Here is a 24,567-nt window from a genome sequence, read left to right on the forward strand (position 1 = left end):
GCTCCGGCGGCTGCAATCTGCTGCAAGATCACGTGATGCGACAAAGCCTTGTCAGCGGGGGCGGCCCGGTGGCAAGCTGGGGACATGTTTACCATTGAGCATGAATTCGACGCCACCGTCGTTACGCTCGTCGATGACGAGGCCACCCCGCTGATGGAAGATGTCTCCATCAATATTTTCACAGAATGCGTCACGGTCGAACAGCTGGACCCGCGCACCGACCGGGTTCAGACAATCACCCTGTCGCACAATCAGGTCCGCGATCTTGCAGCGGCGCTGGATCTGCCTGAGGGGGTCTATCGCTTTGCCCGCGATGATGAACCCGAGGCAAAGGGCTGAGATCCATCAGGAACTGGTGAGGGCTGGCCCCATGGTTGGCGGCGCAGGCCCGGACCCGGAGACCTCAGCGGCGGTAGGCAAAGACCTTCTCCCGAGAGGTCGCGCCGCGCAGCAGTGTCAGCTGCGAGGGGGCAATACCCATCGCGCGGGCCAGCAGCAGCTGCACCGCAGCCGTGGCCTTGCCGTTCTCGGGCGCTGCCGTCACCGTGATCTTGAGCACACCCGCCTGCCCGCAGTTCTCCGCCCCGGCACGGATAACGGCGTTGCGCGACGCTTTTGGCGTGACGCGGACGGCAATCTCTGCACCGGCGATGGCCAGATGGCTGAGATCGGGGAGGTCTTTCTGCTTTGGCTTGCCCATAGCGGGGTGATCGCGCGGATTGCGGGCAAAATCCATAGACTTTGGCGCTACGACCGGGATATTTCCTGCCTCACACCTCATGTTTGGATCCGGCTGCGGTCCGTGCCTGTCCCCGCTCCGGGCAGGCCAGCTTTGCCAAATTCTCGGATCCCCCTTGAAATCCCGCGCCGCCCTGCCGACATGGGGCGATAGATGTAAAAAGGTTTCACATATGCCCCCTCGCAATGATGCTGCCCTGGCGTTTCTGTTGTCGCGCCGTTCCCGCCCGGCCAAGACGCTGGTGGCCCCGGCCCCAAGCCGCGAGGCGCTGATGCCGCTGTTGACCGCAGCCGCACGCACGCCCGATCACGGCAAGCTGGAGCCCTGGCGTTTCATCGTGATCGAGAAACCCGCGATGGCGCGGCTGGCAGAGCTGACCGGCAAGGCGGGCGAACGACTGGGCAAATCGGCCGAGGATATTGCCAAGGGCCGCAGCCAGTTTGAACTGGGGCAACTGGCGGTCGCCGTTGTGGAGATCCAGAAGGCGAGCCCGAAGATCCCGCCCATCGAGCAGACCTACTCAGCCGGGGCCGTCTGCCTGGCGCTGTTGAACGCAGCTCTTGCGGCCGGCTGGGGCGCCAACTGGCTGTCAGGCTGGGCCAGCCATGATCCCGAGTTCTGCGCCGAAGCCTTTGGCCTGCAGTCGCATGAGCGGATTGCGGGCCTGATCCATATCGCCACCGAAACCAACACGCCGCCGGACCGCCCCCGCCCTGATCTGGCGGCGCTGACCACCTGGATGGACCAATGATTCTGACAGATTTCTCAAAGGCGCTGAGCCAGATCGGCGACCCCCGCTTTCGCCGGGTTCTGTTTCTGGGCATTGGCCTGACCGTCGCGCTGCTGGTGCTGGCCTATGCGGCGTTTCTGGCATTGATCCAATGGCTGGTCGGTCCGGATGCGACGCTGCCGCTGATCGGCCCGGTCACCTGGGTCGATGATCTCCTTTCGATCACCTCGCTGCTGCTGATGCTGGTGCTGTCGGCGTTCCTGATGGTGCCCGTGGCCTCGGCGATTACCTCGATGTTTCTGGATGAGGTCGCACAGGCGGTAGAAGATCGCCACTATCCCGGTCTGCCACCGGCGACCAAGACACCGTTCTGGGATGGCGTGCGCGATACCATCAATTTTCTCGGCGTTCTTGTCGTCGCCAATGTGCTGGCGCTGGTGCTTTACGTGATGCTTGCCCCCTTTGCGCTGTTTATCTTCTGGGGGCTGAACGGGTTCCTTCTGGGGCGGGAGTATTTCACCCTCGCCGCCGCGCGCCGCATTGGCCTGCCGGAAGCCAAACGGCTGCGGCGCAAGCATCTGGGCGCGGTCTGGATCGCCGGTGTGCTGATGGCCATGCCGCTGTCGATTCCGCTGGTGAACCTGCTTATCCCGATCATCGGGGCGGCGACCTTCACCCATCTCTTCCATCGGCTGACCCGGCACGAACTGTCGGCAGGCTGAGCCGCGCGGAGCAAACCGGGGCGGCAAACCGGAGGACAAACATAAAACAGGCGGACCCTTGCCCGCCTGTTATGATGCCAAAGATATGCTGCGCCGGGTTATTCGGGATCCGGCAGCCGATCGAACCAGTCAAAATCATTCACCGTGATCCAGCCGCTAAGGATGATCGTTGCAACGATCGCCCAGATGACGGCAGCGGCAATGGTGGTGATCACGGCCTTCTGCTTCAAATAGTGATGCTCGGGCGCACCGGCGTGGGTGCCGGGCACGATCTCGCCTAGGTCGCCCTGCGTCTGAATGCGGATCGGGATCACGATCAGGAACGTCATGAACCAGATCACCGCATAGAGAACCAAACCGGATGTCACACCCATGATAGCTGTCCTTCTGAGACCCCCGCCCCACTGCGGAGGGTTAAGGGGCAGATAGCGTCAAACCTGTTCCAATTCCACCAGGCAGCCGTTGAAATCCTTCGGATGCAGGAAAAGAACCGGTTTGCCATGGGCGCCTATCTTGGGTTCGCCCGATCCAAGCACCCGCGCGCCTTCGGCCTTGAGCCGGTCGCGGGCCGCCAGGATATCATCCACCTCGTAGCAGATGTGGTGAATGCCCCCGGCCGGGTTCTTTTCCAGAAACCCCGCAATGGGAGAAGTGTCGCCCAGAGGGTAGAGCAGCTCGATCTTGGTATTGGGCAGTTCGATGAACACGACGGTGACGCCGTGATCGGGCTCATCCTGGGGTGCGCCGACCTTGGCGCCGAGGGTGTTGCGATACTGTGCCGAGGCGGCATCAAGGTCCGGTACGGCAATTGCGACGTGGTTGAGGCGGCCAATCATGGTGCGGTCTCCTGAGTGAACTGATTGCCAAGACTTATCAAAGAGCCATGGCCTGCGGACAAGTGCGCCAATCCGCGCGGCAGAATATTTCCTGCAATAACGCTTCGTTGCGTCGATTTTTGCGCGGTAATTCCATTCAACCTTAGGCTGCGACCTGGATGTTAACCAGCTGTTAGCCCCGTTTCCCTAGCGTTGAGTCGTATCCAGTCAGGAGCCTTAGTCATGGACGATTCGGAACTGTTTGCTGCTGCCCACCGCCTGCCCACCACCAAACGACCTTTGTTGGGGCTGACCATTCTTGTGGTGGAAGACAGTCGATACGCCTGCGAGGCGATGCGTCTGCTGTGCCTGCGCAGCGGTGCGCGGATCCGCCGGGCCGATTGTCTGAAATCCGCCCACCGGCATCTGAAGGTCTACCGCCCCTCGGTCGTTATTGCCGATCTCGGCCTGCCTGATGGGTCGGGCGCCGATCTGATCCGCTCCATGGCGGAGGCCTCGCCACGTGTCGGCGTGATCCTCGGGATCTCCGGTGATGAAGCAGGTGAGGCGATGGCGATGGACGCCGGGGCCGATGGGTTTCTGGCAAAACCGATCACATCGCTCGCCGCATTCCAATCCGCGATCCTGTCGCGCCTGCCCGCCGAACGCCAGCTCTCCGGCCCCAACCAGCTGACCGATGAGGTGATCGAGCCGGATCTCCTCGCCTTTCAGGATGACATGTCCCATGCCGCAGAGGTGCTGAACGAAGCTGAGGAAGGGCAGACATTGGACTATGTTGCGCAGTTCCTTGGTGGTGTGGCCCGCAGCGTTGGCGACTCACATCTGGCAGGAGCCGCCGCAGATCTGGCCGATGCCCGCAGCAGCGGACGCCCCGTTGCCGCCATTGCCGCCCGTGTCGCCGGGCTGGTTCAGGAACGTCTGAAACAGAAAGTCGCCATCTGAGATGATCGAAATCGTTCTCATCGCCTCAACCACTTTGGGCATTGTCCTATATCTTCAGGCGCGGTTCTCGGCCCGTGAAATCCGCCGTAACCGCGACCGGACATTGGGATCGCTGGTCATCCTTGATCGCAGCGACCGCTGATCTGCCGCGCCACGGGATCACCTGATCCTGGCTGACAGGTCACCCCGTCCGCACCCTTGCTGACAGATCGTTGGGCGAGCATCCTTGCTGACAGGTAGCCCGGTCAGTCTATTGGATAACAGATCGCACGGTCGCTATCCCGGTCGGCCAATGCGCAGCACCCACATAGCGGCGCAAGGCGACAGATCGCGCGAGCCGATACACTCTCGGCCCCTCTCCCATTAACCGCTGACTGGCGGCCCACTGGCGGAGCCGCAAGCCGCCGTAACGGTCAGCGCACCCCCGTCAGCGCCGCAGCACCCCCGGCTCAGCGCCCAGCTCGACGCCGGGAAAAACCACATCTGCAATCTGCTGGGCGTCGGTGCCGATCATACCGCGCATGATCCAGCCCATATGGGCCCGCACATCACCAGTGGGCATCAGATCACGGCGATCAAACAGCGCCGCCTCCTCAAGACCCGGCCACAGCCCGTGGACCCGGCCACCCCGGATCGCGCCACCGGCAAGCACCATCGCACCGCCGGTTCCGTGATCGGTGCCGCTGGTCCCGTTTTCGCGCACGGTGCGGCCAAATTCGGTCATCGCCACCACTGCGGTTTTGTCCCAGATCCCCGGCCCAAGATCGCGGTACAGTGTCAGAATGGTATCGGACAGGCGCCCCAGCGCCCGTGTGAGCGCGCCGGTCTGACGGTTGTGCGTATCCCAGCCGTTGATAGAGAAAGCCGCAATCCGGCTGTCACCGCGCAGCTGCTGGGCCGCATAGCTGGCAATCCGCTGATGTGGTCGGGATCGTGCCTTGGCCTGCCCCATGCTTCCCGTTGCCTCTGCGCTCCCGGCGCCGTCCGCATCCATGGGTGCGCTGTCGGCAAGGTCGAGCGCCTCTGCCAGAGCGGCATGAAACAGCGGATCCTGCTCCATCATCAGACCGGCCAGACGTTCGGCCTGCGGGCTGAGAGCCATTTCCGCATCCGGCGACCAGTCGGACACCGGGGCCGCGCCCTGCAACAGTTTCATTTCCCCCTGCCCGATGGCAAAGGCGGTGCGCGCCTCGACACCGGGCGTGATCTGCAACAGCCGGTTCAGCCATCCGTCGCGGCGCTGGTGCAGGCCCGGCGTCCCGGCTTCCAGCAGATCCTGACCGTCAAAATGGCTGCGCTTGTCACGATAAGGCGTTGATACCGCGTGAATAAACCCGAGCTGCTCCGCCCGCCACAACGGCATCAAGGGGGCAAGTCCCGGATGCAGGGAAAAATAGCCATCCAGATCGAGCCCGCCATTTTGCGGCCCTCCCCTGAGGCTCGACCGCAGGCCGGCATAGGCCGGATCACCATAGGGCTGGACCACATCGATGGCATCCATGCCGCCGCGCAGGATGATCACCACCAGCCGGCTGTCCCAGGGGGCCGCAGCAAAGCTCACGGGGGTCAGCAGCGGGCTTGCCGCCAGCGAACAGCCAATCAGACCGGAGCGGGCGAGGAAACCGCGCCGGGTCAGTCCAGAGGGGCGGGATGGGCCAGTGAACCCACGACGCGGTGCCTTGGTCATCACGATCTCCCTCTCAACGCCGCTGAAAGACGGGTGAGGCAAGGATCAGTCCTATCGCCTCCCGCTCGGTTTCGGCAGCTGTTGCGACGAACCGCAGCTGCGCGGTTTCCCGGCCGCCAAGGGCGCTTCGCAGCAGCTGAAGCGGCGCGGGCAATGGTCCTGCGCCCTGCACCATCACCTGTGTCGGCACCGACATGCACCAGCGCAGCCGCTCCGCCAGAGCCTGCGGCGTGATCCAGGTTGCATCGGCCTCGGGCCAGCCGTCGGGACCGTTGGAGACCTCCCAGCGCTGGCCCATGCGCTGCATCGGACGCAGGAAGAACCGGTTGACCTGCGCCCGGCTCAGCCCGGTCAGCGCGGCAGCTGGCAACGCCAGCGCCCGACAGGCCGAGGCGAGATAGGCAAAGGGCGGTTTGACGTTTTCAAGGTCAGGTTGCCAGGCCGCCGGATGCTCCAGCAGCGCCGCATAGACCTGCGTCAGATCCCCCGATGTCGCCCGGTAGCGGGCCGCCAGATGGGCGACCAGTGCCGGGTCCGGCGTGTCACGGGTGAAATGCACCGCCAGTTTATGCGCCAGATGATCCGCCGTGGCCGGGTGGCGCGCCAGATCCCGCAGCGCCTGTTTGATCGCAGCCAGACCCGTGACCTCGGCATCGTAGCGCTTTCCCAATAGGGTCTCGGCCCCCGGCTCGGCCCATCCCGGCGCAAATTTGAAGCCCTCGGTGGTGTCGTAGATCATACCGGTGAACAGCTCGGCCAGCTGGCGCACATCCTGTTGCGTATAAGGCCCGCCAACGCCGAGCGTGTGCAGCTCCAGCACTTCGCGCGCCAGATTCTCATTGAGCCCGACCACCCGCCCCTGACGCTGCGCGACCCGTTTGGCGCGGCGGCTGTTGGGGCCGGTGGACCGGTGCTGGTCCAGGTAATGCAGCATCAGCGGGCTGGTCACAGCCGCAATCAGCAGATCCTCGAACCGCGCGGCAATATGCGGGCGGATCGACGTCTCGACATAGGGGGTGGCAGCGTAGCGCAGCGCGGCAATCTTGCCCTGCGCGGTGAAGTGATCCGCCCAGAACAGGGCAAGCCGTTCGCGAAACCCATGCGGCGTTGTCACGCAGCGCAGCAGCCGTCGAACGAACCAATCCGCCTGATGGTCCCGCATCAGGGCGCGCTGGTGTTTCAGATCCCTGTCGCGCATCTCGAAATCCGGGCTGCCAGCGGCCGCCTTGCGGGCGCGGCGGGCGGCGGAATAGGCCCGAGCATCCGCCAGCGCAGCGTCAAAACCAGGGATCGGCCAGGTCTGCGCCGCATGATCCGGGGCCTGAAGGTCAGCAAGCAGCCGCTCCGGCCCGGCGGCAGGGGCATGCAGCGGCGACAGGCCGCAGCCGAAACGGATCTCCGCCAATTCCCCGTCAAAGCGCATCGCTTTCCCCGCTCATGAGCTGTTGCAACCCGACAAGAGTAAGATATCGCAGCGCCGACACCAGCTGAATTTCTTCAGGCACGCAACTCTCTGCTCATGGGCGCACTGCGGGCCGCCAAGATCGCGCCACAACTCGACGGAGCTGCGGTGCCCGCCGAATCGAAACAGGCCCGGACATCTGTCCGGGCCTGTTTCAGACTGACCTCCAGAGGTTACTGGTCCTGTGGAATCACCCGCAGCCCCAGCTCCATCAGCTGCTCGCTCAGCGGTTCCGACGGGGCCGACATCATCAGATCTTCGGCGCGCTGGTTCATCGGGAACATGATGACTTCGCGGATGTTGGCCTCGTCGGCCAAGAGCATTACCATGCGGTCGATACCGGCCGCGCAGCCGCCGTGCGGCGGGGCGCCGTACTGGAAGGCGTTGACCATGCCGCCAAAGCGTTTTTCGACCTCTTCCTTGCCGTAGCCGGCGATTTCAAAGGCCTTGAACATGATCTCCGGCTTGTGGTTCCGGATCGCGCCGGACACCAGCTCATAGCCGTTGCAGGCGAGGTCGTACTGGTAGCCCTTCACGGCCAGCGGATCGGACAGCAGCGCGTCCATGCCGCCCTGCGGCATCGAGAACGGGTTGTGCTCAAAGTCGATCTTGCCGGTTTCCTCGTCCTTCTCGTAGATCGGGAAATCGACGATCCAGGCAAAGGCAAAGCGGTCCTTGTCAATCAGGCCCAGCTCCTCGCCGATGACGGTGCGGGCCTTGCCCGCGACGCCTTCAAACGCCTTCGGCTTGCCGCCGAGGAAGAAGGCCGCGTCACCAACGCCCAGGCCCAGCTGCTGGCGGATCGCCTCGGTGCGCTCAGGGCCGATGTTCTTGGCCAGCGGGCCAGCCGCTTCCATCCCGTTGTCGCCGTCGCGCCAGAAAATATAGCCCATGCCCGGCAGGCCTTCTCCTTGCGCAAACTTGTTCATCCGGTCGCAGAACTTGCGGGAGCCACCGGTCGGTGCCGGGATGGCGCGCACTTCTGTGCCTTCGTTTTCCAAGAGGTTTGCAAAGATCGCGAACCCAGACCCGCGGAAATGCTCGGAACAGTCCTGCATCTTGATCGGGTTCCTGAGGTCCGGCTTGTCGGTGCCGTACCATTTGGCGGCATCCTTGTAGGAGATCTGCGGCCAGTCATGCGCCGGGTCGACCTTGCGGCCGCCGCCGAATTCCTCGAACACGCCCGCCATCACCGGCGCGATGGTGTCGAACACATCCTGCTGGGTGACAAAGGACATTTCCATGTCGAGCTGGTAAAAATCCGCAGGCGAGCGGTCGGCGCGCGGGTCCTCGTCGCGGAAGCAGGGCGCGATCTGGAAATACTTGTCAAAGCCCGACACCATCATCAGCTGCTTGAACTGCTGCGGCGCCTGCGGCAGCGCATAGAATTTGCCCGGATGCAGGCGCGACGGCACCAGGAAGTCGCGCGCGCCCTCGGGGGAGGAGGCGGTGATGATCGGAGTCTGGTATTCGTTGAAGCCGATGTCCCACATGCGGTTGCGGATCGAACGGATCATGTTGGAGCGCAGCACCATGTTGCGCTGCATCTTCTCGCGGCGCAGGTCCAGATAGCGATAGCGCAGGCGGGTTTCCTCGGGGTATTCCTGCTCGCCGAAGACCATCAGCGGCAGTTCCTCGGATTTGCCCAGCACCTCGATATCGCGGATAAAGACTTCGATCTCGCCGGTGGAGATTTTCGGGTTCACCAGGCTCTCATCACGGGCCATGACATTGCCGTCGATGCGGATACACCATTCGGAGCGGACCTTCTCGATCTCGGCAAAGACCGGGCTGTCCGGGTCGGCCATGACCTGGGTCACACCGTAATGGTCGCGCAGGTCGATGAACAACAACCCGCCATGGTCGCGGACGCGGTGGACCCAGCCCGACAGGCGGACGGTTTCACCGACGTTGGATTTGTTCAGTTCGGCGCAGGTATGGCTGCGATAGTCGTGCATGGGGTGACCTTTCATTATACCGGTCTCATGTCCGGGAGGGCCGTCAATCGGGAAATGCGCCAGAACGGCGCGGAATTCGTCCGGGGTGGTACACTAGGTTGCGACGCCGTTGTCAAGCAAACTGGGCGGATTCGGCAGCCGCGAGCCACCAATAGTGCCTGTTGCGCGCCCGAGCGAGGGTCTCCCGCGCTCTACGGTCTCATCGCGGACGCGCTGAGGCCTCCGACGTTGGGCCGGGCGCCATGCCTCTGGCACGGCGTCGGTTGCGTTCTGCGGAACCGCAGCGCACCCAATGGTGCGCTGCCACGCCCAAAGGGCAAGGGCCCGCTGGCGTCAGCCAGAAGGGCGGCTTGTCCGCGGGAGCGCCCCCGTTACACCAGACGTGCCGGGATCAGCCCGCGCAGGGAATTGCCCATATGGATGGCCTTGGCACACCTGAGGTCCTCAAGACGCAGCACCGCCTCCGTGCATTCCTCCCGCTCCAGCATCACCTGCCGCAGGATACCCGGCAGCAGGCCGCAGCTGAGCGGCGGCGTGATCACCTGCCCGTCCGGGCGGGTTACAAAGATATTGGTGATGGTGCCCTCGCAAACCTCGCCCTGCTCGTTCAGGAACAGGAGTTCATCCACGCCTTCCGGCAGCGCGGCCCGCGCGGCATCGTAGAGCGCGCGGCGGGTTGTCTTGTGCTGAAGCCACATGTCGTCCGCTTCCAGCCGGGTCTCCGCGATACGCAGCCGCCAATCCGAGGGGCTGTTTCCCAGAGCGGCCGTGGTCAGCGCCAATTGCCCCTCCGCGTCCAGCGTCAGGCGGCAGCGCAGCGGCGCCGCATCGGTGGCTTCCGCCAGAACCGCCTCCGCCCGCTTTGGATCGAAAGCGATCCCGAACAGAGCCGCGCTGCGCGCCATCCGGGCCAGATGCAGCCGCAGGTGACGAAAGCCCTGCCCCGGATGCCAGCCCAGCGTCTCGATCAGGCCGAAAGCGGGATCGTTCTGGAGGGTGTCACGCGGGCAAAGCGGGCTTTCCATAGGGCTTCCTCATATTCTGCATCTGCGGTGCTGTCCCAGACCACGCCACCGCCCACATTGAGCGTCGCGCGGCCCGCGTCCAGCATCAGCGTGCGGATTGCCACATTGAATTCTGCCCGGCCGTCCGGCGCCGCCCAGCCGATGGTGCCGCAATAGATGTCGCGCGCCCATGGTTCCAGTTCCGCGAGGATTTCCATCGCGCGAATCTTGGGGGCGCCGGTGATGGAACCGCAGGGAAACAGCGCGGCAAAGATCTCCGCAAGCCCCGCGTCGGGCCGCAATCTGGCGCGGACGGTGGAGACCATCTGATGCACCGTGGCGTAGCTCTCGACCGCAAACAGCTCCGGCACAAGCACAGACCCGGTCTCGGCGACGCGTGAGATATCGTTGCGCAAGAGGTCCACGATCATCAGGTTTTCGGCGCGGTTCTTCTCATCCTGGCGCAGAAAGTCGCGACGGCGGGCATCCTCCAACGGATCGTCGCTGCGCGGCTGGGTGCCCTTCATCGGGCGGGTCTCGATGCCCCCTTCTGCATCGGTGCGGAAGAACAGCTCTGGCGAGCGTGACAACAGGTCCGGCAGCCCCTCCTGTTGGACCAAGGCACCGTGGCCGACGGCCTGTCTGGCCTGAAGCGCGGCATAGATGTCTTCGGATGTCCCATAAGCGTCGGCATCAATCGGGAAGGTCAGGTTGGCCTGATAGATATCGCCCTGGCCAATGTTGCGGTTCACCTCTGCGAAGGCTTCGGCGTAGCGGTCAAAAGTCCAGCGGGGGGTAATTCCTTCAAGACCAGCTTCGCTTTCCGCCTGCGGTCGGGTCCGGCCCCCAATGTTCTGCGCTCGCGGTTCCGCATAGACCCCAAAACAAATGAGCGGCAGCCGCCGCCCCGCAGGCATCCGGCCCGCCAGTTTTGGCTCCAGCGCATAGCCCAGCTCATAGGACGCATAGCCCGCCAGCCAATGGCCGGCGTCGCGCGCCGCATCCAGCGCCGCCAGCGCGGCAGGCACGTCTTCGGCCCGCTCTGCGCGGATCATGCGCAGCGGCGTTTCAAAACATGTCCCGGCCCCCATCGGCCCCTGATCAAAGCGAATCCGCACGTCAGCCTGCTCCGTCGTTATGACCTCTCCACATATATCCGTTCGCTATGCGAACAAAACCCACGGATGCGGCATTTCCAATTCGGTTTCCGATCCCCCTTGAACCTTTCGGTGCGGTCCCTATAACGCAGGACAATTTGGGCGCACGGGGGTGCCCATGACTCGCGCAAATCAGAGGGATTCAGGCCATGCCGAAAAGAACCGATATCCAATCGATCATGATCATTGGTGCGGGGCCGATCATCATCGGCCAAGCCTGTGAGTTTGACTACTCCGGCGCGCAGGCCTGCAAGGCGCTTCGTGAAGAGGGCTACCGGGTCATTCTGGTGAACTCCAACCCGGCAACGATCATGACCGATCCGGGTCTGGCGGATGCCACCTACATCGAGCCGATCACCCCGGAGGTGGTCGCCAAGATCATCGAAAAGGAACGTCCCGATGCGCTGCTGCCGACCATGGGGGGACAGACCGGTCTGAACACCGCACTGGCGCTGGAAGAGATGGGTGTGCTGGCGAAATTCAACGTCGAGATGATCGGCGCCAAGCGCGAAGCCATTGAAATGGCAGAAGACCGCAAGCTGTTCCGCGAAGCGATGGACCGGCTTGGACTGGAAAACCCCCGCGCCACAATCATCACCGCCCCGAAGAAAGCCAACGGCAGCGCCGACCTGGATGCAGGCGTGCAGATGGCGCTGGACGAGCTGGAAGACATCGGCCTGCCCGCGATCATCCGCCCGGCCTTTACCCTTGGTGGCACCGGCGGTGGCGTCGCCTATAACCGCGAAGATTACATCCATTTCTGCCGCTCCGGCATGGATGCCTCGCCGGTCAATCAGATCCTCGTGGACGAGAGCCTGCTGGGCTGGAAAGAATATGAAATGGAGGTGGTGCGCGACACCGCCGACAACGCGATTATCGTCTGCTCGATCGAGAATATCGACCCGATGGGCGTGCACACCGGTGATTCGATCACCGTGGCCCCAGCGCTGACGCTGACCGACAAAGAATACCAGATGATGCGCTCTGCCTCGATTGCAGTGCTGCGCGAAATCGGCGTGGAAACCGGCGGCTCCAACGTCCAATGGGCGGTGAACCCTGAGGATGGCCGCATGGTGGTGATCGAGATGAACCCGCGTGTGTCGCGGTCCTCGGCGCTGGCGTCCAAGGCAACCGGCTTCCCGATTGCCAAGATTGCGGCCAAGCTGGCGGTTGGCTTTACGCTGGATGAGCTGGACAATGATATCACCGGCGTGACACCGGCGTCGTTTGAGCCGACGATCGACTATGTTGTGACCAAGATCCCGCGCTTTGCCTTTGAGAAATTCGCAGGCTCCGAGCCCTATCTGACCACGGCGATGAAATCCGTGGGTGAGACCATGGCCATTGGCCGCACGATCCACGAGAGCCTGCAAAAGGCGCTGGCGTCCATGGAGACCGGTCTGACCGGCTTTGACGAGGTTGCCATTCCCGGCGCCGAGGATGGCACCGATGGCAAGGCCGCGGTGATCAAGGCCATCAGCAAGCAGACCCCCGACCGGATGCGGACCATTGCCCAGGCGATGCGGCACGGGTTGTCGGATGATGAAATCCAGGCCGTCACCAAGTTCGATCCCTGGTTCCTGGCCCGGATCCGCGAAATCGTGGAGGCCGAGGCCGAGATCCGCGCCGAGGGCCTGCCAAAGGATGAGCATGGGTTGCGCCGGGTCAAGATGCTGGGCTTTACCGATGCCCGCCTTGCGAAACTGACCGACAAGAGCGAGACCGACGTGCGCCGCGCCCGCCGTGATCTGGGCGTCAAGGCCGTCTTCAAGCGGATCGACACCTGCGCCGCCGAATTCGAGGCCCAGACGCCTTATATGTATTCCACCTATGAGGCCCCGGCCTTTGGCGATGTGGAATGCGAGGCCCGGCCGAGCGACCGCAAGAAGGTTGTCATTCTGGGCGGTGGCCCAAACCGGATCGGCCAGGGGATCGAGTTCGATTACTGCTGCTGCCATGCCTGTTTCGCGCTGACCGACGCGGGCTTCGAGACCATCATGATCAACTGCAACCCGGAAACGGTGTCGACCGACTATGACACCTCGGACCGGCTGTATTTTGAACCGCTGACCTTTGAGCATGTGATGGAAATCCTCACCAAGGAGCAGGAAAACGGCACCCTGCACGGGGTGATCGTGCAGTTCGGCGGCCAGACCCCGCTGAAGCTGGCCAATGCGCTGGAAGAGGAAGGCATCCCGATCCTTGGCACCTCGCCCGACGCGATCGACCTGGCCGAGGACCGCGAGCGGTTCCAGGCGCTGGTCAACCAGCTGGGGCTCAAGCAGCCGCATAACGGCATTGCCTCGACCGACGCGCAGGCGATTGAAATCGCAGCCGAAATCGGTTTCCCGCTGGTGATCCGCCCGTCCTATGTCCTGGGTGGCCGCGCGATGGAGATCGTGCGCGATATGGACCAGCTCAAGCGCTACATCGCCGAGGCGGTCGTGGTCTCCGGCGACAGCCCGGTTCTGCTCGACAGCTATCTCTCGGGCGCGGTGGAGCTGGATGTGGATGCGATTTGTGATGGCACCGACGTGCATGTCGCAGGCATCATGCAGCATATCGAAGAGGCCGGGGTTCACTCTGGGGACAGTGCCTGCTCGCTGCCGCCTTACTCGCTGTCCAAAGAGGTGATCGCCGAGGTCAAGACCCAGACCAACGCATTGGCCAAGGCGCTGAATGTGGTTGGCCTGATGAACATCCAGTTCGCGGTCAAACCTGACGCCGACGGCAATGACGTGATCTACCTGATCGAGGTCAACCCGCGGGCCTCGCGCACCGTGCCCTTTGTGGCGAAATCCACCGACAGCGCCATCGCCTCGATCGCGGCGCGTGTCATGGCGGGTGAGCCGCTGTCGAACTTCCCTAAGCGGCCGCCCTATGAGCCGGACGCAGGTTATGACGTCAACGTGCCGATGGCGGATCCGATGACCCTGGCCGACCCGGACATGCCGTGGTTCTCGGTCAAGGAGGCGGTGCTTCCCTTTGCCCGCTTCCCCGGCGTCGACACCATCCTCGGCCCCGAGATGCGCTCCACCGGCGAAGTCATGGGCTGGGACCGCAGCTTTGCCCGCGCCTTCCTGAAGGCGCAGATGGGGGCTGGCATGGTGCTGCCAGCCTCGGGCCGGGCCTTTATCTCGATCAAGGATGCCGACAAGGGCACTTTGATGCTGGACGCCGCAAAAATCCTCGTGGAACAGGGCTTTACCCTGGTTGCCACACGCGGCACCCAGAGCTGGCTGGATGAGCACGGCGTGCCCTGCGAACTGGTCAACAAGGTCTATGAGGGGCGCCCTCATGTGGTGGATATGCTGAAGGACGGCAACGTCCAGCTGCTGATGAACACCACCGAAGGCGCGCAGGCGGTTGAAGACAGCAAGGAGATGCGGTCCGTCGCGCTCTATGACAAGATCCCCTATTTCACCACCGCAGCCGGTGCCAATGCCGCCGCCCGCGCGATCAAGGCGCAGGCAGAAGGTGACGTTGAAGTGAAGAGCTTGCAGGGCTGATCTGCCGAGGCTGGCAGAGATCGAACCTATTGGAAGGCCCCGGACCTGCGTCGGGGCCTTTTCTTTTGCCCTCGCCGCAACAGGCGGCCTGCTGGGAGGGCTGGGCAAAGGTTCGGACATAGGAAAACCCCGGAGCCGAGGCTCCGGGGTTTTTGGCTGATCAGGGATGGCCCGCCTCCTACAAACGCTTTTGTGGGAAACGGAGCGGAGGCCGGACAGCCCGTGCTCAGCCCGCGCGGCGCATCAGCGCACGCAGCGATCCATCAAATGGGGTGGCCAGTGAAACCCGTTTGCGACCCATCTGCGCCTTGGCAGAGATCACCGAGACCAGCCGCGGGGTGCCGCCCGGACGCATCTGCAACACTGGCGAGCCGGAGGCGCCATATTCGACACGGCAGGAGGTCACCAGCGTCGCGCTGCGGGTGGACAGGATCTGGCAGTCTTTTTCGCGGGCCGGTCGGGTGGCCTGGTTCACGGTATAGGACAGTACATCCACGCTTTCCCCCGGTGTCGGCGCAGCGGCAAGCACGAAGGGGCGGATCTCGCTGCCGGAGATCGGGCGGTCCAGACGCAGCACCGCAATATCGCTGCCCGCTGCGCTGTTGCTGGACCAGCTGTGACGATAGCCGGGATGAACAACAGCCTTCACCACACGGCGTGACGCCTTGGCCCGGCGGCCATTGAGGCCGGCTTCGAACTTGATATTGCGCGGGTTTACCGCCTGCCCGGTCTGCGGATTATAGAGACAATGTGCGGCGGTCAGCACCAGATTTGGCGCGATGAGGCTGCCGGTACACATATTGCGCCCGCCAATATTAAGCCGTCCGACAGCTTCCCAGCCCTCGACGGCGCGCACGCCTGCGGATTGCGCCTCGGCAGGGAGGCTAAAGGTTGTACTCGAAATAAAGGCGGCGGCGATAAGTCCGATAATGCGTTTCATGGTCCACTCCAGTTTTTCCCACATCGCCATCATCAGGGTCTGCTGGGGCTGGAATGCGGCTTGGAGTTGTAGGGAGCTGTCAGAAAGAGGTGCAGAATGTGACGTGATTAACGTCCGGTTAACGCGGCCGATATTTGCGGCCATCACTGCGCCACATCTCTATATTTTCCTTAACCTTCCTGAACACTTTTAGAATAATTCCACGTAAACACATGAATAATTGTAACTTTTCCAGCAAGGATTTTGGTGCGTTTTTTCCTGTGTCTGCTGATGTCGCATCGGAATTTGGAAAGGAATCATCGGGATTGAGGCGGAATTGGGTCGGCCATTTCCCCAATTTAGGCGTCACCGGGCGACTCGCTCAATGCGCGAGAATCTTAAGGCAGATGTCTGCCCTCCGCCTCTGCCTTGCCCCTGCCCTGACGCGCTGCGGGGGCCGCGATGGCAGGGTTCTCCCGTGATACCTGACGCCACTGCACGCATCATGCGGACGACACGCTGTCAGCCGCACAGGGTCGCGCACAACCTGAGAGAGATCATTCGCATAGAAAAAGCCCCGGTTCTGCAACCGGGGCTTTTTCAGAGTTCAGCGGGGCGGGATCAGGCTGCGGCAGCCTGTTCGCGCTTTTCATCGCGGGCAAAGAAGATCAGGTAGAACACCGGCGCGGCCACCAGCGTGAGGATCGTGGCAAAGGCCAGTCCCCCCATGATGGTGATCGCCATCGACACGAAAAACGCGTCGGTCAGCAGCGGCACCATGCCAAGGATGGTTGTCACCGCCGCCAGCATCACCGGGCGCAGACGCGACACCGATGCCTCGACGATGGCCTCCCGCAGGGGTTTGCCCTCGGCCCGGACCAGATCGATTTCCTCAACCAGCACGATGCCGTTCTTGATCAGCATGCCAGAAAGGCTGAGCAGGCCCAGAAGCGCCGTAAAGGTAAAGGGCATACCGGTGCCAAGCAGACCAATCACCACCCCGTTGACCGACATCGGCACCAGCAGCCAGATGATAATCGGCTGACGGATCGCGTTGAACAGCAGTACCGAGATAAGAACCATGATCAGGATCGTCACCGGGAGCTGCTTGCCGAGGCTGGCATTGGCATCGGCTGAGTTCTCATGCTCGCCACCCCACTCCATGGTGTAGCCGGTCGGCAGCGACATCGCCTCGATGCTGTCCTTCACCTGGGCAAAGACGGTGGCTGCGGTCAGATCCGCCCGGATATCGGCACCAACGGTCAAGGTCGGCACCCGGTCCCGACGATGCACGAGGGTGTTCTCCACCACCACATCGACCCCGTCGACCATCTGCTCAAGCGGGATGAATTTGCCCGCCGCCTCTGAGAACACCAGCTGGTCCATCAGATTATAGGAGCTGTCGGCAGGTCGGCGCAGGACGATGGGGATCAGGCGGTCCCGCTCCCGGAACACGCCGGTGCGCAGACCGTCGGTCGAGAATTGCAGCGCATCAGCGATGGCATCGCGCGACACACCGGCTGTCTGTGCCCGATCGGTGGCATAGATCGGCTTCAGCGTGATCTCCTGCTCGCGCCAGTCCTGACGCACACTCAGGATGTCCTGCGACGCCTCTTGCAGCCGTTGCATGGCCTCGTCGCCCAGCTGGCGCAGCACGCGCGGATCAGGGCCGGCGAAACGGACCTCGATAGGCGCGCCCCCACCGGGGCCAAAGACCAGCCGCTTGGTGCGGAATTCGCCTTCGGGGAAGCGTCCCTGGCCGAAGTCCTCCAGATCCGCCTGCAGAGCCGGGATGCCCTCAAGGCTCGTTGCGCGGATGATCAGATGGCCATAGCTGGGGTTCGGGTCTTCGGAATCATAGGTCAGCATGAAGCGCGTGGCCCCCTGCCCGACAAAGGTCGCGACCGTCTCTACATCGTCCCGTTCGGCCAGCCAGTCCTCAAACACACGCATATGCTCGGAGGTTGTCGCAATCGACGTACCCTGCGGCAGCTTGTAATGCACAAAGAACAGCGGCGTGTTGGAGTTGGGGAAGAACTGCTGTTTCACCTGACCAAAACCGATGAAGCACAGCACCGTGATCGCAAACAGACCCGGCACCACAAGCCAGCGCAGCCGCAGGGACAGGCGCAGGATATTGCCATAGGTGCGGAACAAGAGGCCGGAATAGGCATCCTGATCGTCGCCGGTACCCTGTTTGAAAAAGTAATGCCCCAGCAGCGGCGTCGCGGTCAGCGCCAGCAGCCAGCTGAGCAACAGCGAAATCCCGATCACCGCAAAGAGCGAGAACATGAATTCACCCGTTGAATCGGGGCTGAGACCAATCCCCGCAAAGGCCATGATCCCGATCACCGTCGCGCCCAGCAGCGGGATCTGGGTTTTCGATGCAGCCTCATGCGCGGCCTCGCGTGAGGTCCGGCCCCGGGCCATGGAGATCTGCATTCCCTCGGCCACGACGATGGCATTGTCCACCAGCATCCCCATCGCAATGATCAGCGCCCCGAGCGAGATCCGTTCCATTTCGATGGCGAAGATATTCATGAACATCAATGTGCCAACGACCGTCAGCAGCAGGGTGGCGCCGACAACAACAGCCGCGCGCCACCCCATGAAGACCGCCAGCACGATGACAACGATACTGACCGACATCGCGAGGTTCACGAGAAAGGCATTGGAGGCCTCGTCTACGACCACATGCTGCTGATAGATTGGCTTCAGCTCCACACCATAGGGGATCTGTGTGCTCAGCTCCGCCAGCCGGGCATCGACCCGCTGCCCGACCTCAACGATGTTTTCAGTCGCAAGGCCCGCGACCCCCATGGTAAAGGCCTCGACGCCGTCAAAACGAATGATCTGCGAGGGATCATCGAGGCGGCCGCGATGCACATCCGCCATATCAATGATATTGATGACCTCCCCCTGAGAGCCAATCGTCAGCCCGGCGATTTCCGTCACCGAGTCCGAGCCTTCCGGCGCGCTGATGCGTGTCTGGGCAGGCCCGTTGTCGACCTGACCGGCAGAGCGGACGGAATTGGCGGTGGCCAATGCGTTCGAAACCGCGCCAATCGGAATATTCTGGTTGACGGTGATCGCCATCTTCGGCTCGACAAAGATCGCCTCTTCCGGCAGGCCCGCGATTTCGACGTCGGCGACGCCATCAACGGCAAGAAGCTCTCGGCGCAGGAATGTCGCCAGCTGGTGGCGTTCGGCATCCGTGAAGCCTTCGGCGGTAACGGCGTAGAAGACCCCGAACACATCACCGAAACCATCGTTCACAAAAGGGTCGCTGACGCCGTCGGGCAGGTTCCGCGCCGCGTCTTCGACCTCTTTGCGCAGCTTGGTCCAGAGGCCCGGCAGTTCGGTGCCGTCAAAGGTGTCCTGCATTTCGACATCGATGCGCGACAGGCCCGGCTGGTTCATCGAGGTGATCTGCTTCACCTCCCCCATCTTCTGGATCGCTGATTCCAGTGGCTCTGATACTTCCAGCGCCACCTGCTCGGCGCTGGCGCCGGGGTATTGGGTAATGACCACAGCCTGTTTGATGGTGAAGGCCGGATCTTCGAGCCGCCCGAGGTTCAGGAACCCCCAGATACCGCCAAACAGGGCGGCCAGCATGATGATCCAGGTATAAAGCGGCCGATTGATCGACCCGCGTGCAATGTCCATCTGATCCGCCCTCAGTTGGTGAAGCCGGTGAAGCGACGCACGGCCGCCCCGTCAGCAAGCGCGCTGCCACCGGTCAGCACGATTTCTTCGCCACCGTTCAGCCCCGAGACGATCTCGATCTGGCCACCGTCGGTGGCCGAGGTTTCGACCCTGGTCCAGGTGACGGTGCCCTCATCCGCGCCCTTGGGTGTAAACAGCATCACCCCGGTGTCGCCGTTGGCGGCGGGCACGATGGCGGTTGGCGGGACCACAATCGCAGACATGCCGGTATCTACGGTCACCCGTACAGAGGTCGAGGCCCCGGGGAAAATCTGGCGGTCCTCGGGCGGGTCAAGACGGAAGGTCACGCGATAGGTCTGGCCAACGCTGCTGGCCTCGGCGTCGAACTCAAGGATTTCCAGCGGGTAGGTCTTGTCGCTGCCGGGGAAGCTTGCCGTGATGGTCAGCGCGTCATTGTCCTCACCTTGCTGGAACAGAACCTCGGGCACATCGACCTCGATATGCAGCTCCGACATGTCGTGCAGGCGCACAATCGGGCTGCCGGCGCTGACGGTGCTGAACAGGGCGACCTCACGGCTGGACACCAGGGCATCAAATGGCGCGTTCAGCGTTGCATGTTCCAGCGCATAATCGGCATCCCTGAGCGCAATGCGGGCCAGTCCGGCCTGGGTTTCGGCATCGTCGATGGAGACCTGGCTGACCGTGCCGGTCAGCTTTTCCAGCCGCGTGACGGTCCGGTCAGCCTGCTCTTTTTGCAGCTGGGCCTGTCCCAGTTTCAGCTCGAACGGCTCCAGATCCAACTCCGCGACCAGAGCCCCCTTTGGCAGGAAAGCCCCCTCAGTGACAGGGAATTTCACAACCTGTCCGCCGACCTGAAACGCCAGATCCACCGTCTCTTTTGCCGCGACCTGACCGAAGAACTCGCGCTGGATCGGCACCGCGCCTGAGCGTGTTTCCATCAGTTTCACGGGTTTCAGGACGTTCTGGGCCAGTGTTGGCGTGGCCACCAGTAGCAACGCGGCGACCCCGGCGATGACTCTCGAACTCAGCTGCATGGGTTACTCCTTCCGACGCGGCTTCGCGTCCGCTTTAATGACTGTGTCATGAATCTTGGCCGACAAGGCCGCAAATTGTTTGATTTCCTCCGGGTCCAAGCCGGAAATACGTTGGAACAGATCCGTCATCGCCTCGACCAGATACTGGCGTTTGGCGGCGCCGTCGGGGGTGAGCGACAACAACCAGGCGCGCCTGTCCTGCGGATCCCTGCTGCGGCGGATCAGACCCTGCCGTTCCAGCCGGTCGGCGGCCGTGGTTACCGACGAAGGCACCGTCTGCAACATCCGCGCCAGCTCTCCCATCCGGCAAGGCGTGCCCAGACGCACCAGCACATGGCATTCCATCCGGCTCAGGTCTGGCAGGTCAACGGTGTCTTCGATGCAGGAGTCGATGCGCCAATAGAGCGCAAAGACACCCAGCATGGCGCAGACCTCCGGGCGGGTCTCAGCCTGATTGCCGTCCGTCGCGGTAACGCCGTCAGTTTGGGTGTCGCTGTCGTTGCCGGTTTGTCGAATCATACCACCATCGCCTTCATCGCGCATATACTTCAAATTTCGAACCATTCAAGGAGGGAAGCATTTTGTTCATATCAACAATGCTCCGGGACGCCCTGATCAGGTTGACGTAGGGGCTGCGCCCGTAACGCCAAGGGCCTTGCCCTTGACCTCACTGGGGGAAGATGCCCAGATATGCAGCACTTTTGAAAACCACCCGAAGGTCCAGCTCATGTATACACCCGCCATCACCGGCACGGGCGTCTTTACGCCGTCACAGACGATCACAAACGCCGAGCTGGTCACAGCCTTCAATGCCTATGCCGATAAGGTCAATGCCGAGAACGCAGAGGCGATTGCAGCGGGTGAGATGGATCCTCTGGCGCATTCCTCCGAAGACTTCATCCTGAAGGCCTCCGGTATCGAACAGCGCTACGTGATGGACAAGAGCGGTATTCTTGATCCTGAGGTGATGCACCCGCTGCTGCGTCAGCGCAACGATGACGAGCCATCCATCATGGCCGAAATGGCACTGGATGCCGCCAAGAAAGCACTGAAACAGGCCGGCAAGACTGCGGCGGATGTCGACGCGGTCATCTGTGCGGCCTCCAATATGGAACGTGCCTATCCGGCGCTGGCAATCGAAATTCAGGATCTTCTTGGCATCGAAGGCTTTGCCTTTGACATGAATGTCGCCTGTTCCTCCGCCACCTTTGGGATTCAGGCGGCTGCCGATATGGTGCGCTCCGGCTCCATTCGGTCGGCGCTGGTGGTCAATCCCGAGATCTGCTCCGGCCATCTTGAGTGGCGCGACCGCGATTGCCATTTCATCTTTGGCGATGTGGCAACGGCCACCCTGATCGAGCGCAGCGAAGACGCCAGCGGCCCGCATTTCGAAATCCTGTCGACCCGCTGCGCCACCAGCTTTTCCAACAATATCCGCAACAACAATGGCTATCTGCGCCGGTCGCGCCCGGATGGGGTCGCAGATCGTCGGGACATGCAGTTCATGCAGAACGGGCGCAAGGTCTTCAAGGAAGTGCTGCCGATGGTCAGCCAGCATATTGCGGATCACATGGAGGCCGAGGGCGTCAGCAACACCGAGCTGAAACGGCTCTGGCTGCATCAGGCCAATAAGACGATGAACGATTTCATTGGCAAAAAGGTCCTTGGCCGCACGCCAGAGGCCGGTGAACAGCCCAATATCCTGCAGGATTACGCCAATACATCCTCGGCAGGGTCGATCATCGCCTTCTCCAAATATTCGGATGATCTGGCCGAGGGCGATCTGGGGCTGATCTGCTCTTTCGGTGCCGGTTATTCGGTGGGATCGGTGATCCTGCGCCGCGCGGCCTGAGCCTGCCGGACCAGTTACCAAACGAATTCGGGCCTGCCGATCCTGGCAGGCCCTTATTCAGTCTCGCCTTCAGCTCGCGTCCGGCGCTATTTCTGCGACACCCGCTGGTGCACGGCCTCGGCGTCCTCAACCCGCTCTGAGTAGCGGTCGACCAGGTAGTCCTTGCGACCGCGAGTCAGCCAGGTGAATTTCACCAGCTCTTCCATCACATCGACAACACGGCGATAGAACGGGCCTTCGGGCAGACGGTCCCCCTCGGCAAATTCCAGCCACGCCTTGGGAATCGAGGATTGGTTGGGGATGGTCAGCATCCGCATCCAGCGGCCCAGAATACGCATCTGGTTGACAGCGTTGAAAGATTGCGATCCGCCGGAGACCTGCATCACCGCCAGCGTCTTGCCCTGCGTGGTGCGAACACCGCCTTTCAGCGACAGCGGCAGCCAGTCGATCTGTGTCTTCATGATGCCCGTCATAGCGCCATGCCGTTCCGGGCTGGACCAGACCATTCCATCGCACCAGACCGCAAGATCGCGCAGTTCGCTCACCTTGGGGTGATCTTCGCTGCCGGTGTCATCGGGCAATGGCAGCCCGCTCGGATCGAAAATCCGCGCCTCGCAGCCCAGCGCGCGCAGGATCCGGGCTGCCTCCTCGGCAACCTTGCGTGAGTAGCTGACGGCCCGCAGGGAGCCATAGAGCAGCAGGATCCGGGGCGGATGCTGCGGGTCACCTGTCGCTGCCAGGCGGGCGATATCAATCTGCGGCAAGGCCTCGGCGATGAGCGCCGGCAGATCCTCCGCCACACGCCCGTCAGCCGAAACAGCAGGCCCGGTCGTCGGTGTCTCAGCCACTTTCTTCTTCCAGATGCAGTTTCATATCCAGAAGCACCTGCTGCAGCATCACCGTTTCGCGCAGCAACCGCTTGGCCTCATTGATGGTGATGATCCCATCGGCCATGGCCTCCTGATATTCGCTCATCAATGTGGCAAAGCGCTGGCTGAGCGCAATCACATCCGCATTGACGCCACCGCGGCGCGCCTCTGAGGCCGGGCTGGCCTGACAGTAGGACAAGGTGATGTTCTTCAGATCCGCCAGACCGGAAGTCACATGCGGGAAGGAGGCCGCAGCTTCCAGTTTGGCAACGGCGTCGACGGGCATGAACCGATCGACATGTTCGGCATTATCCGAGTAATACCGCCCCAACGTCGCCTTGGATTTTCCTGTGATCTGGCAGGCTGCCTCGATCCCCACATCCTTGACCAGAGCCTCGGTGTGCTTTTTTAGATAAGTACCTATGTCTGCCATATAAAATCTACCTGCATATGACCGCGACCCCATCGGGGAAGAAACGCGTTAATTTCCCATTCACGACACTTAAAGGAAATGCAAAGCTATTTCTATCCCTAAGGTTTTTAAGGGACTTACCGCGCTGTTCCGGGTCGCGAGACAGGGAAACGCGCTGGGGGCGGAGGCGTGTTTCGTGGGCCTTCGCTGGTGGGCAATTTCCGTCCAGTTGGCGCCCTGCCGCAGGTGTCATGTGGTTCGTTTCTCGGGTTGTTTCGCCGCGAACCGGCATCCGCGCGCAGGGCGTTTTATCCTCAGACCGAAAATGCCGTCAGCTCATCGGGCAATAGGTGAAGAAATGGTGAAGAAAACCGTTTCCTCCGACCGGCTCTGCGGCTAAATCAGCGCCATGGCCAAGCTTTACTTCCACTACTCCACCATGAATGCCGGCAAATCGACGGTGCTCTTGCAAGCCTCGCATAACTACCGCGAGAACGATATGGACACCTATCTGCTGACCGCAGCGCTGGACAACCGCGCCGGTCAGGGGCGGATCGCCTCCCGCATCGGGATCGGTGCCGAGGCTGACATCTTCCGGCCCGGTGAGAACCTGTTCGACAAAGTGACAGAGCGACTGGCAAGGGGCAGTGTTGCCAGCATCTTTGTCGATGAGGCGCAGTTTCTGTCGCCGGATCAGGTCTGGGATCTGGCGCGGGTGGTCGACGATCTGCGGGTGCCGGTTTTGTGCTACGGGCTGCGGGTCGATTTTCAGGGCAAACTGTTTCCCGGCTCCGCCACCCTGCTGGCGCTGGCCGATGAAATGCGCGAAGTCCGCACCATCTGCCACTGCGGTAAAAAGGCAACCATGGTGATCCGGCAGGATGAGAACGGCCAGACCATCACCGAAGGCGCGCAGGTGCAGATCGGCGGCAATGAAACCTATGTATCGCTCTGCCGTCGCCACTGGCGCGAGGCCACCGGCGATCTGCCCACCTCTGCTGTGGGCTGATCTGAAACGGCCTGCACCGAGCGGAGGCCGGGCGCGTCT

General features: G+C 62.4%; 22 protein-coding genes. 8 read left to right on the forward strand and 14 right to left on the reverse strand.

Annotation, left to right across the window (positions count from 1 at the left end; all coding sequences use genetic code 11):
- The first annotated feature begins 84 nt into the window (after window positions 1-84).
- A complete protein-coding gene (locus VWY75_RS12875; protein ID WP_340546194.1) occupies window positions 85-339 on the forward strand; it encodes a hypothetical protein in 255 nt (84 codons plus the stop codon).
- Window positions 340-403: 64 nt separating this feature from the next.
- Here VWY75_RS12875 and VWY75_RS12880 read toward each other — a convergent pair whose 3' ends face one another.
- A complete protein-coding gene (locus VWY75_RS12880) occupies window positions 404-700 on the reverse strand; it encodes a DUF167 domain-containing protein (protein ID WP_416539175.1) in 297 nt (98 codons plus the stop codon).
- Between the two features lie 211 nt (window positions 701-911).
- On the opposite strand from VWY75_RS12880, the gene VWY75_RS12885 reads away from it, so the two are divergent.
- Entirely contained in the window at window positions 912-1,490 is a 579-nt protein-coding gene (locus VWY75_RS12885; protein WP_340546195.1) for a nitroreductase family protein, read from the forward strand.
- The gene (locus tag VWY75_RS12890) at window positions 1,487-2,191 is read left to right on the forward strand and encodes an EI24 domain-containing protein (RefSeq protein WP_340546196.1); all 705 of its coding nucleotides are present in this window, start codon (window positions 1,487-1,489) and stop codon (window positions 2,189-2,191) included. The genes VWY75_RS12885 and VWY75_RS12890 overlap by 4 nt, the downstream gene beginning before the upstream one ends.
- A 98-nt stretch (window positions 2,192-2,289) precedes the next feature.
- Here VWY75_RS12890 and VWY75_RS12895 read toward each other — a convergent pair whose 3' ends face one another.
- On the reverse strand, window positions 2,290-2,565 hold the full coding sequence (locus VWY75_RS12895) for a DUF1467 family protein (protein ID WP_340546197.1): 276 nt from the start codon (window positions 2,563-2,565) through the stop codon (window positions 2,290-2,292).
- 57 nt (window positions 2,566-2,622) lie between these two features.
- The gene (gene mce / locus VWY75_RS12900; protein ID WP_340546198.1) at window positions 2,623-3,027 is read right to left on the reverse strand and encodes a methylmalonyl-CoA epimerase; all 405 of its coding nucleotides are present in this window, start codon (window positions 3,025-3,027) and stop codon (window positions 2,623-2,625) included.
- A 222-nt stretch (window positions 3,028-3,249) separates the two neighbouring features.
- Here mce and VWY75_RS12905 point away from each other — a divergent pair, with 222 nt between their 5' ends.
- On the forward strand, window positions 3,250-3,969 hold the full coding sequence (locus VWY75_RS12905) for a response regulator (protein ID WP_340546199.1): 720 nt from the start codon (window positions 3,250-3,252) through the stop codon (window positions 3,967-3,969).
- Between the two features lies 1 nt (window position 3,970).
- Window positions 3,971-4,111: a hypothetical protein gene (locus VWY75_RS12910; protein ID WP_340546200.1), complete on the forward strand. Its 141-nt coding sequence runs from the start codon at window positions 3,971-3,973 to the stop codon at window positions 4,109-4,111.
- A gap of 285 nt (window positions 4,112-4,396) precedes the next feature.
- Here VWY75_RS12910 and VWY75_RS12915 read toward each other — a convergent pair whose 3' ends face one another.
- The 5 genes from VWY75_RS12915 to VWY75_RS12935 form a co-directional block, all read right to left on the reverse strand.
- The gene (locus VWY75_RS12915) at window positions 4,397-5,656 is read right to left on the reverse strand and encodes a DUF1501 domain-containing protein (RefSeq protein WP_416539122.1); all 1,260 of its coding nucleotides are present in this window, start codon (window positions 5,654-5,656) and stop codon (window positions 4,397-4,399) included.
- A gap of 13 nt (window positions 5,657-5,669) precedes the next feature.
- Window positions 5,670-7,079, reverse strand: coding sequence for a DUF1800 domain-containing protein (locus tag VWY75_RS12920; RefSeq protein ID WP_416539123.1), 1,410 nt, complete (start codon window positions 7,077-7,079; stop codon window positions 5,670-5,672).
- Window positions 7,080-7,291: 212 nt separating this feature from the next.
- Window positions 7,292-9,076, reverse strand: a complete 1,785-nt coding sequence (gene aspS / locus VWY75_RS12925; protein WP_340546345.1) for an aspartate--tRNA ligase — start codon at window positions 9,074-9,076, stop codon at window positions 7,292-7,294.
- 371 nt (window positions 9,077-9,447) lie between these two features.
- Window positions 9,448-10,101 (reverse strand): aminotransferase class IV family protein, encoded by a 654-nt coding sequence (locus VWY75_RS12930; protein WP_416539124.1) that lies wholly within the window; start codon window positions 10,099-10,101, stop codon window positions 9,448-9,450.
- Window positions 10,044-11,198, reverse strand: coding sequence for an aminodeoxychorismate synthase component I (locus VWY75_RS12935; RefSeq protein ID WP_416539125.1), 1,155 nt, complete (start codon window positions 11,196-11,198; stop codon window positions 10,044-10,046). The genes VWY75_RS12930 and VWY75_RS12935 overlap by 58 nt, the downstream gene beginning before the upstream one ends.
- Before the next feature lie 188 nt (window positions 11,199-11,386).
- Here VWY75_RS12935 and carB point away from each other — a divergent pair, with 188 nt between their 5' ends.
- A complete protein-coding gene (gene carB / locus VWY75_RS12940; protein WP_416539126.1) occupies window positions 11,387-14,746 on the forward strand; it encodes a carbamoyl-phosphate synthase large subunit in 3,360 nt (1,119 codons plus the stop codon).
- A gap of 226 nt (window positions 14,747-14,972) precedes the next feature.
- Here carB and VWY75_RS12945 read toward each other — a convergent pair whose 3' ends face one another.
- The 4 genes from VWY75_RS12945 to VWY75_RS12960 form a co-directional block, all read right to left on the reverse strand.
- Window positions 14,973-15,686: a trypsin-like serine peptidase gene (locus VWY75_RS12945; protein WP_340546206.1), complete on the reverse strand. Its 714-nt coding sequence runs from the start codon at window positions 15,684-15,686 to the stop codon at window positions 14,973-14,975.
- Between the two features lie 600 nt (window positions 15,687-16,286).
- On the reverse strand, window positions 16,287-19,331 hold the full coding sequence (locus VWY75_RS12950; protein ID WP_416539127.1) for an efflux RND transporter permease subunit: 3,045 nt from the start codon (window positions 19,329-19,331) through the stop codon (window positions 16,287-16,289).
- A gap of 11 nt (window positions 19,332-19,342) precedes the next feature.
- Window positions 19,343-20,386 carry an efflux RND transporter periplasmic adaptor subunit gene (locus VWY75_RS12955; protein WP_340546208.1) on the reverse strand — a complete coding sequence of 348 codons (1,044 nt, stop codon included), beginning with the start codon at window positions 20,384-20,386 and terminating at the stop codon, window positions 19,343-19,345.
- Between the two features lie 3 nt (window positions 20,387-20,389).
- On the reverse strand, window positions 20,390-20,905 hold the full coding sequence (locus VWY75_RS12960; protein ID WP_416535015.1) for a MarR family winged helix-turn-helix transcriptional regulator: 516 nt from the start codon (window positions 20,903-20,905) through the stop codon (window positions 20,390-20,392).
- Window positions 20,906-21,113: 208 nt separating this feature from the next.
- On the opposite strand from VWY75_RS12960, the gene VWY75_RS12965 reads away from it, so the two are divergent.
- Window positions 21,114-22,238, forward strand: coding sequence for a beta-ketoacyl-ACP synthase III (locus VWY75_RS12965; protein ID WP_416539128.1), 1,125 nt, complete (start codon window positions 21,114-21,116; stop codon window positions 22,236-22,238).
- An 86-nt stretch (window positions 22,239-22,324) separates the two neighbouring features.
- Here VWY75_RS12965 and arsH read toward each other — a convergent pair whose 3' ends face one another.
- Both arsH and VWY75_RS12975 read right to left on the reverse strand, forming a co-directional pair.
- The gene (gene arsH / locus VWY75_RS12970) at window positions 22,325-23,086 is read right to left on the reverse strand and encodes an arsenical resistance protein ArsH (RefSeq protein ID WP_374015560.1); all 762 of its coding nucleotides are present in this window, start codon (window positions 23,084-23,086) and stop codon (window positions 22,325-22,327) included.
- Window positions 23,079-23,540: a hypothetical protein gene (locus tag VWY75_RS12975; protein WP_340546211.1), complete on the reverse strand. Its 462-nt coding sequence runs from the start codon at window positions 23,538-23,540 to the stop codon at window positions 23,079-23,081. Before VWY75_RS12975 ends, arsH begins: the two co-directional genes overlap by 8 nt.
- Window positions 23,541-23,928: 388 nt before the next feature.
- Between VWY75_RS12975 and VWY75_RS12980 the strand changes: the two genes are divergently transcribed.
- Window positions 23,929-24,528, forward strand: a complete 600-nt coding sequence (locus tag VWY75_RS12980) for a thymidine kinase (protein WP_416539129.1) — start codon at window positions 23,929-23,931, stop codon at window positions 24,526-24,528.
- Window positions 24,529-24,567: the final 39 nt, after the last annotated feature.

Source organism: Phaeobacter sp. JH20_08, from assembly GCF_048056635.1.
Lineage (GTDB): Bacteria > Pseudomonadota > Alphaproteobacteria > Rhodobacterales > Rhodobacteraceae > Phaeobacter > Phaeobacter bryozoorum.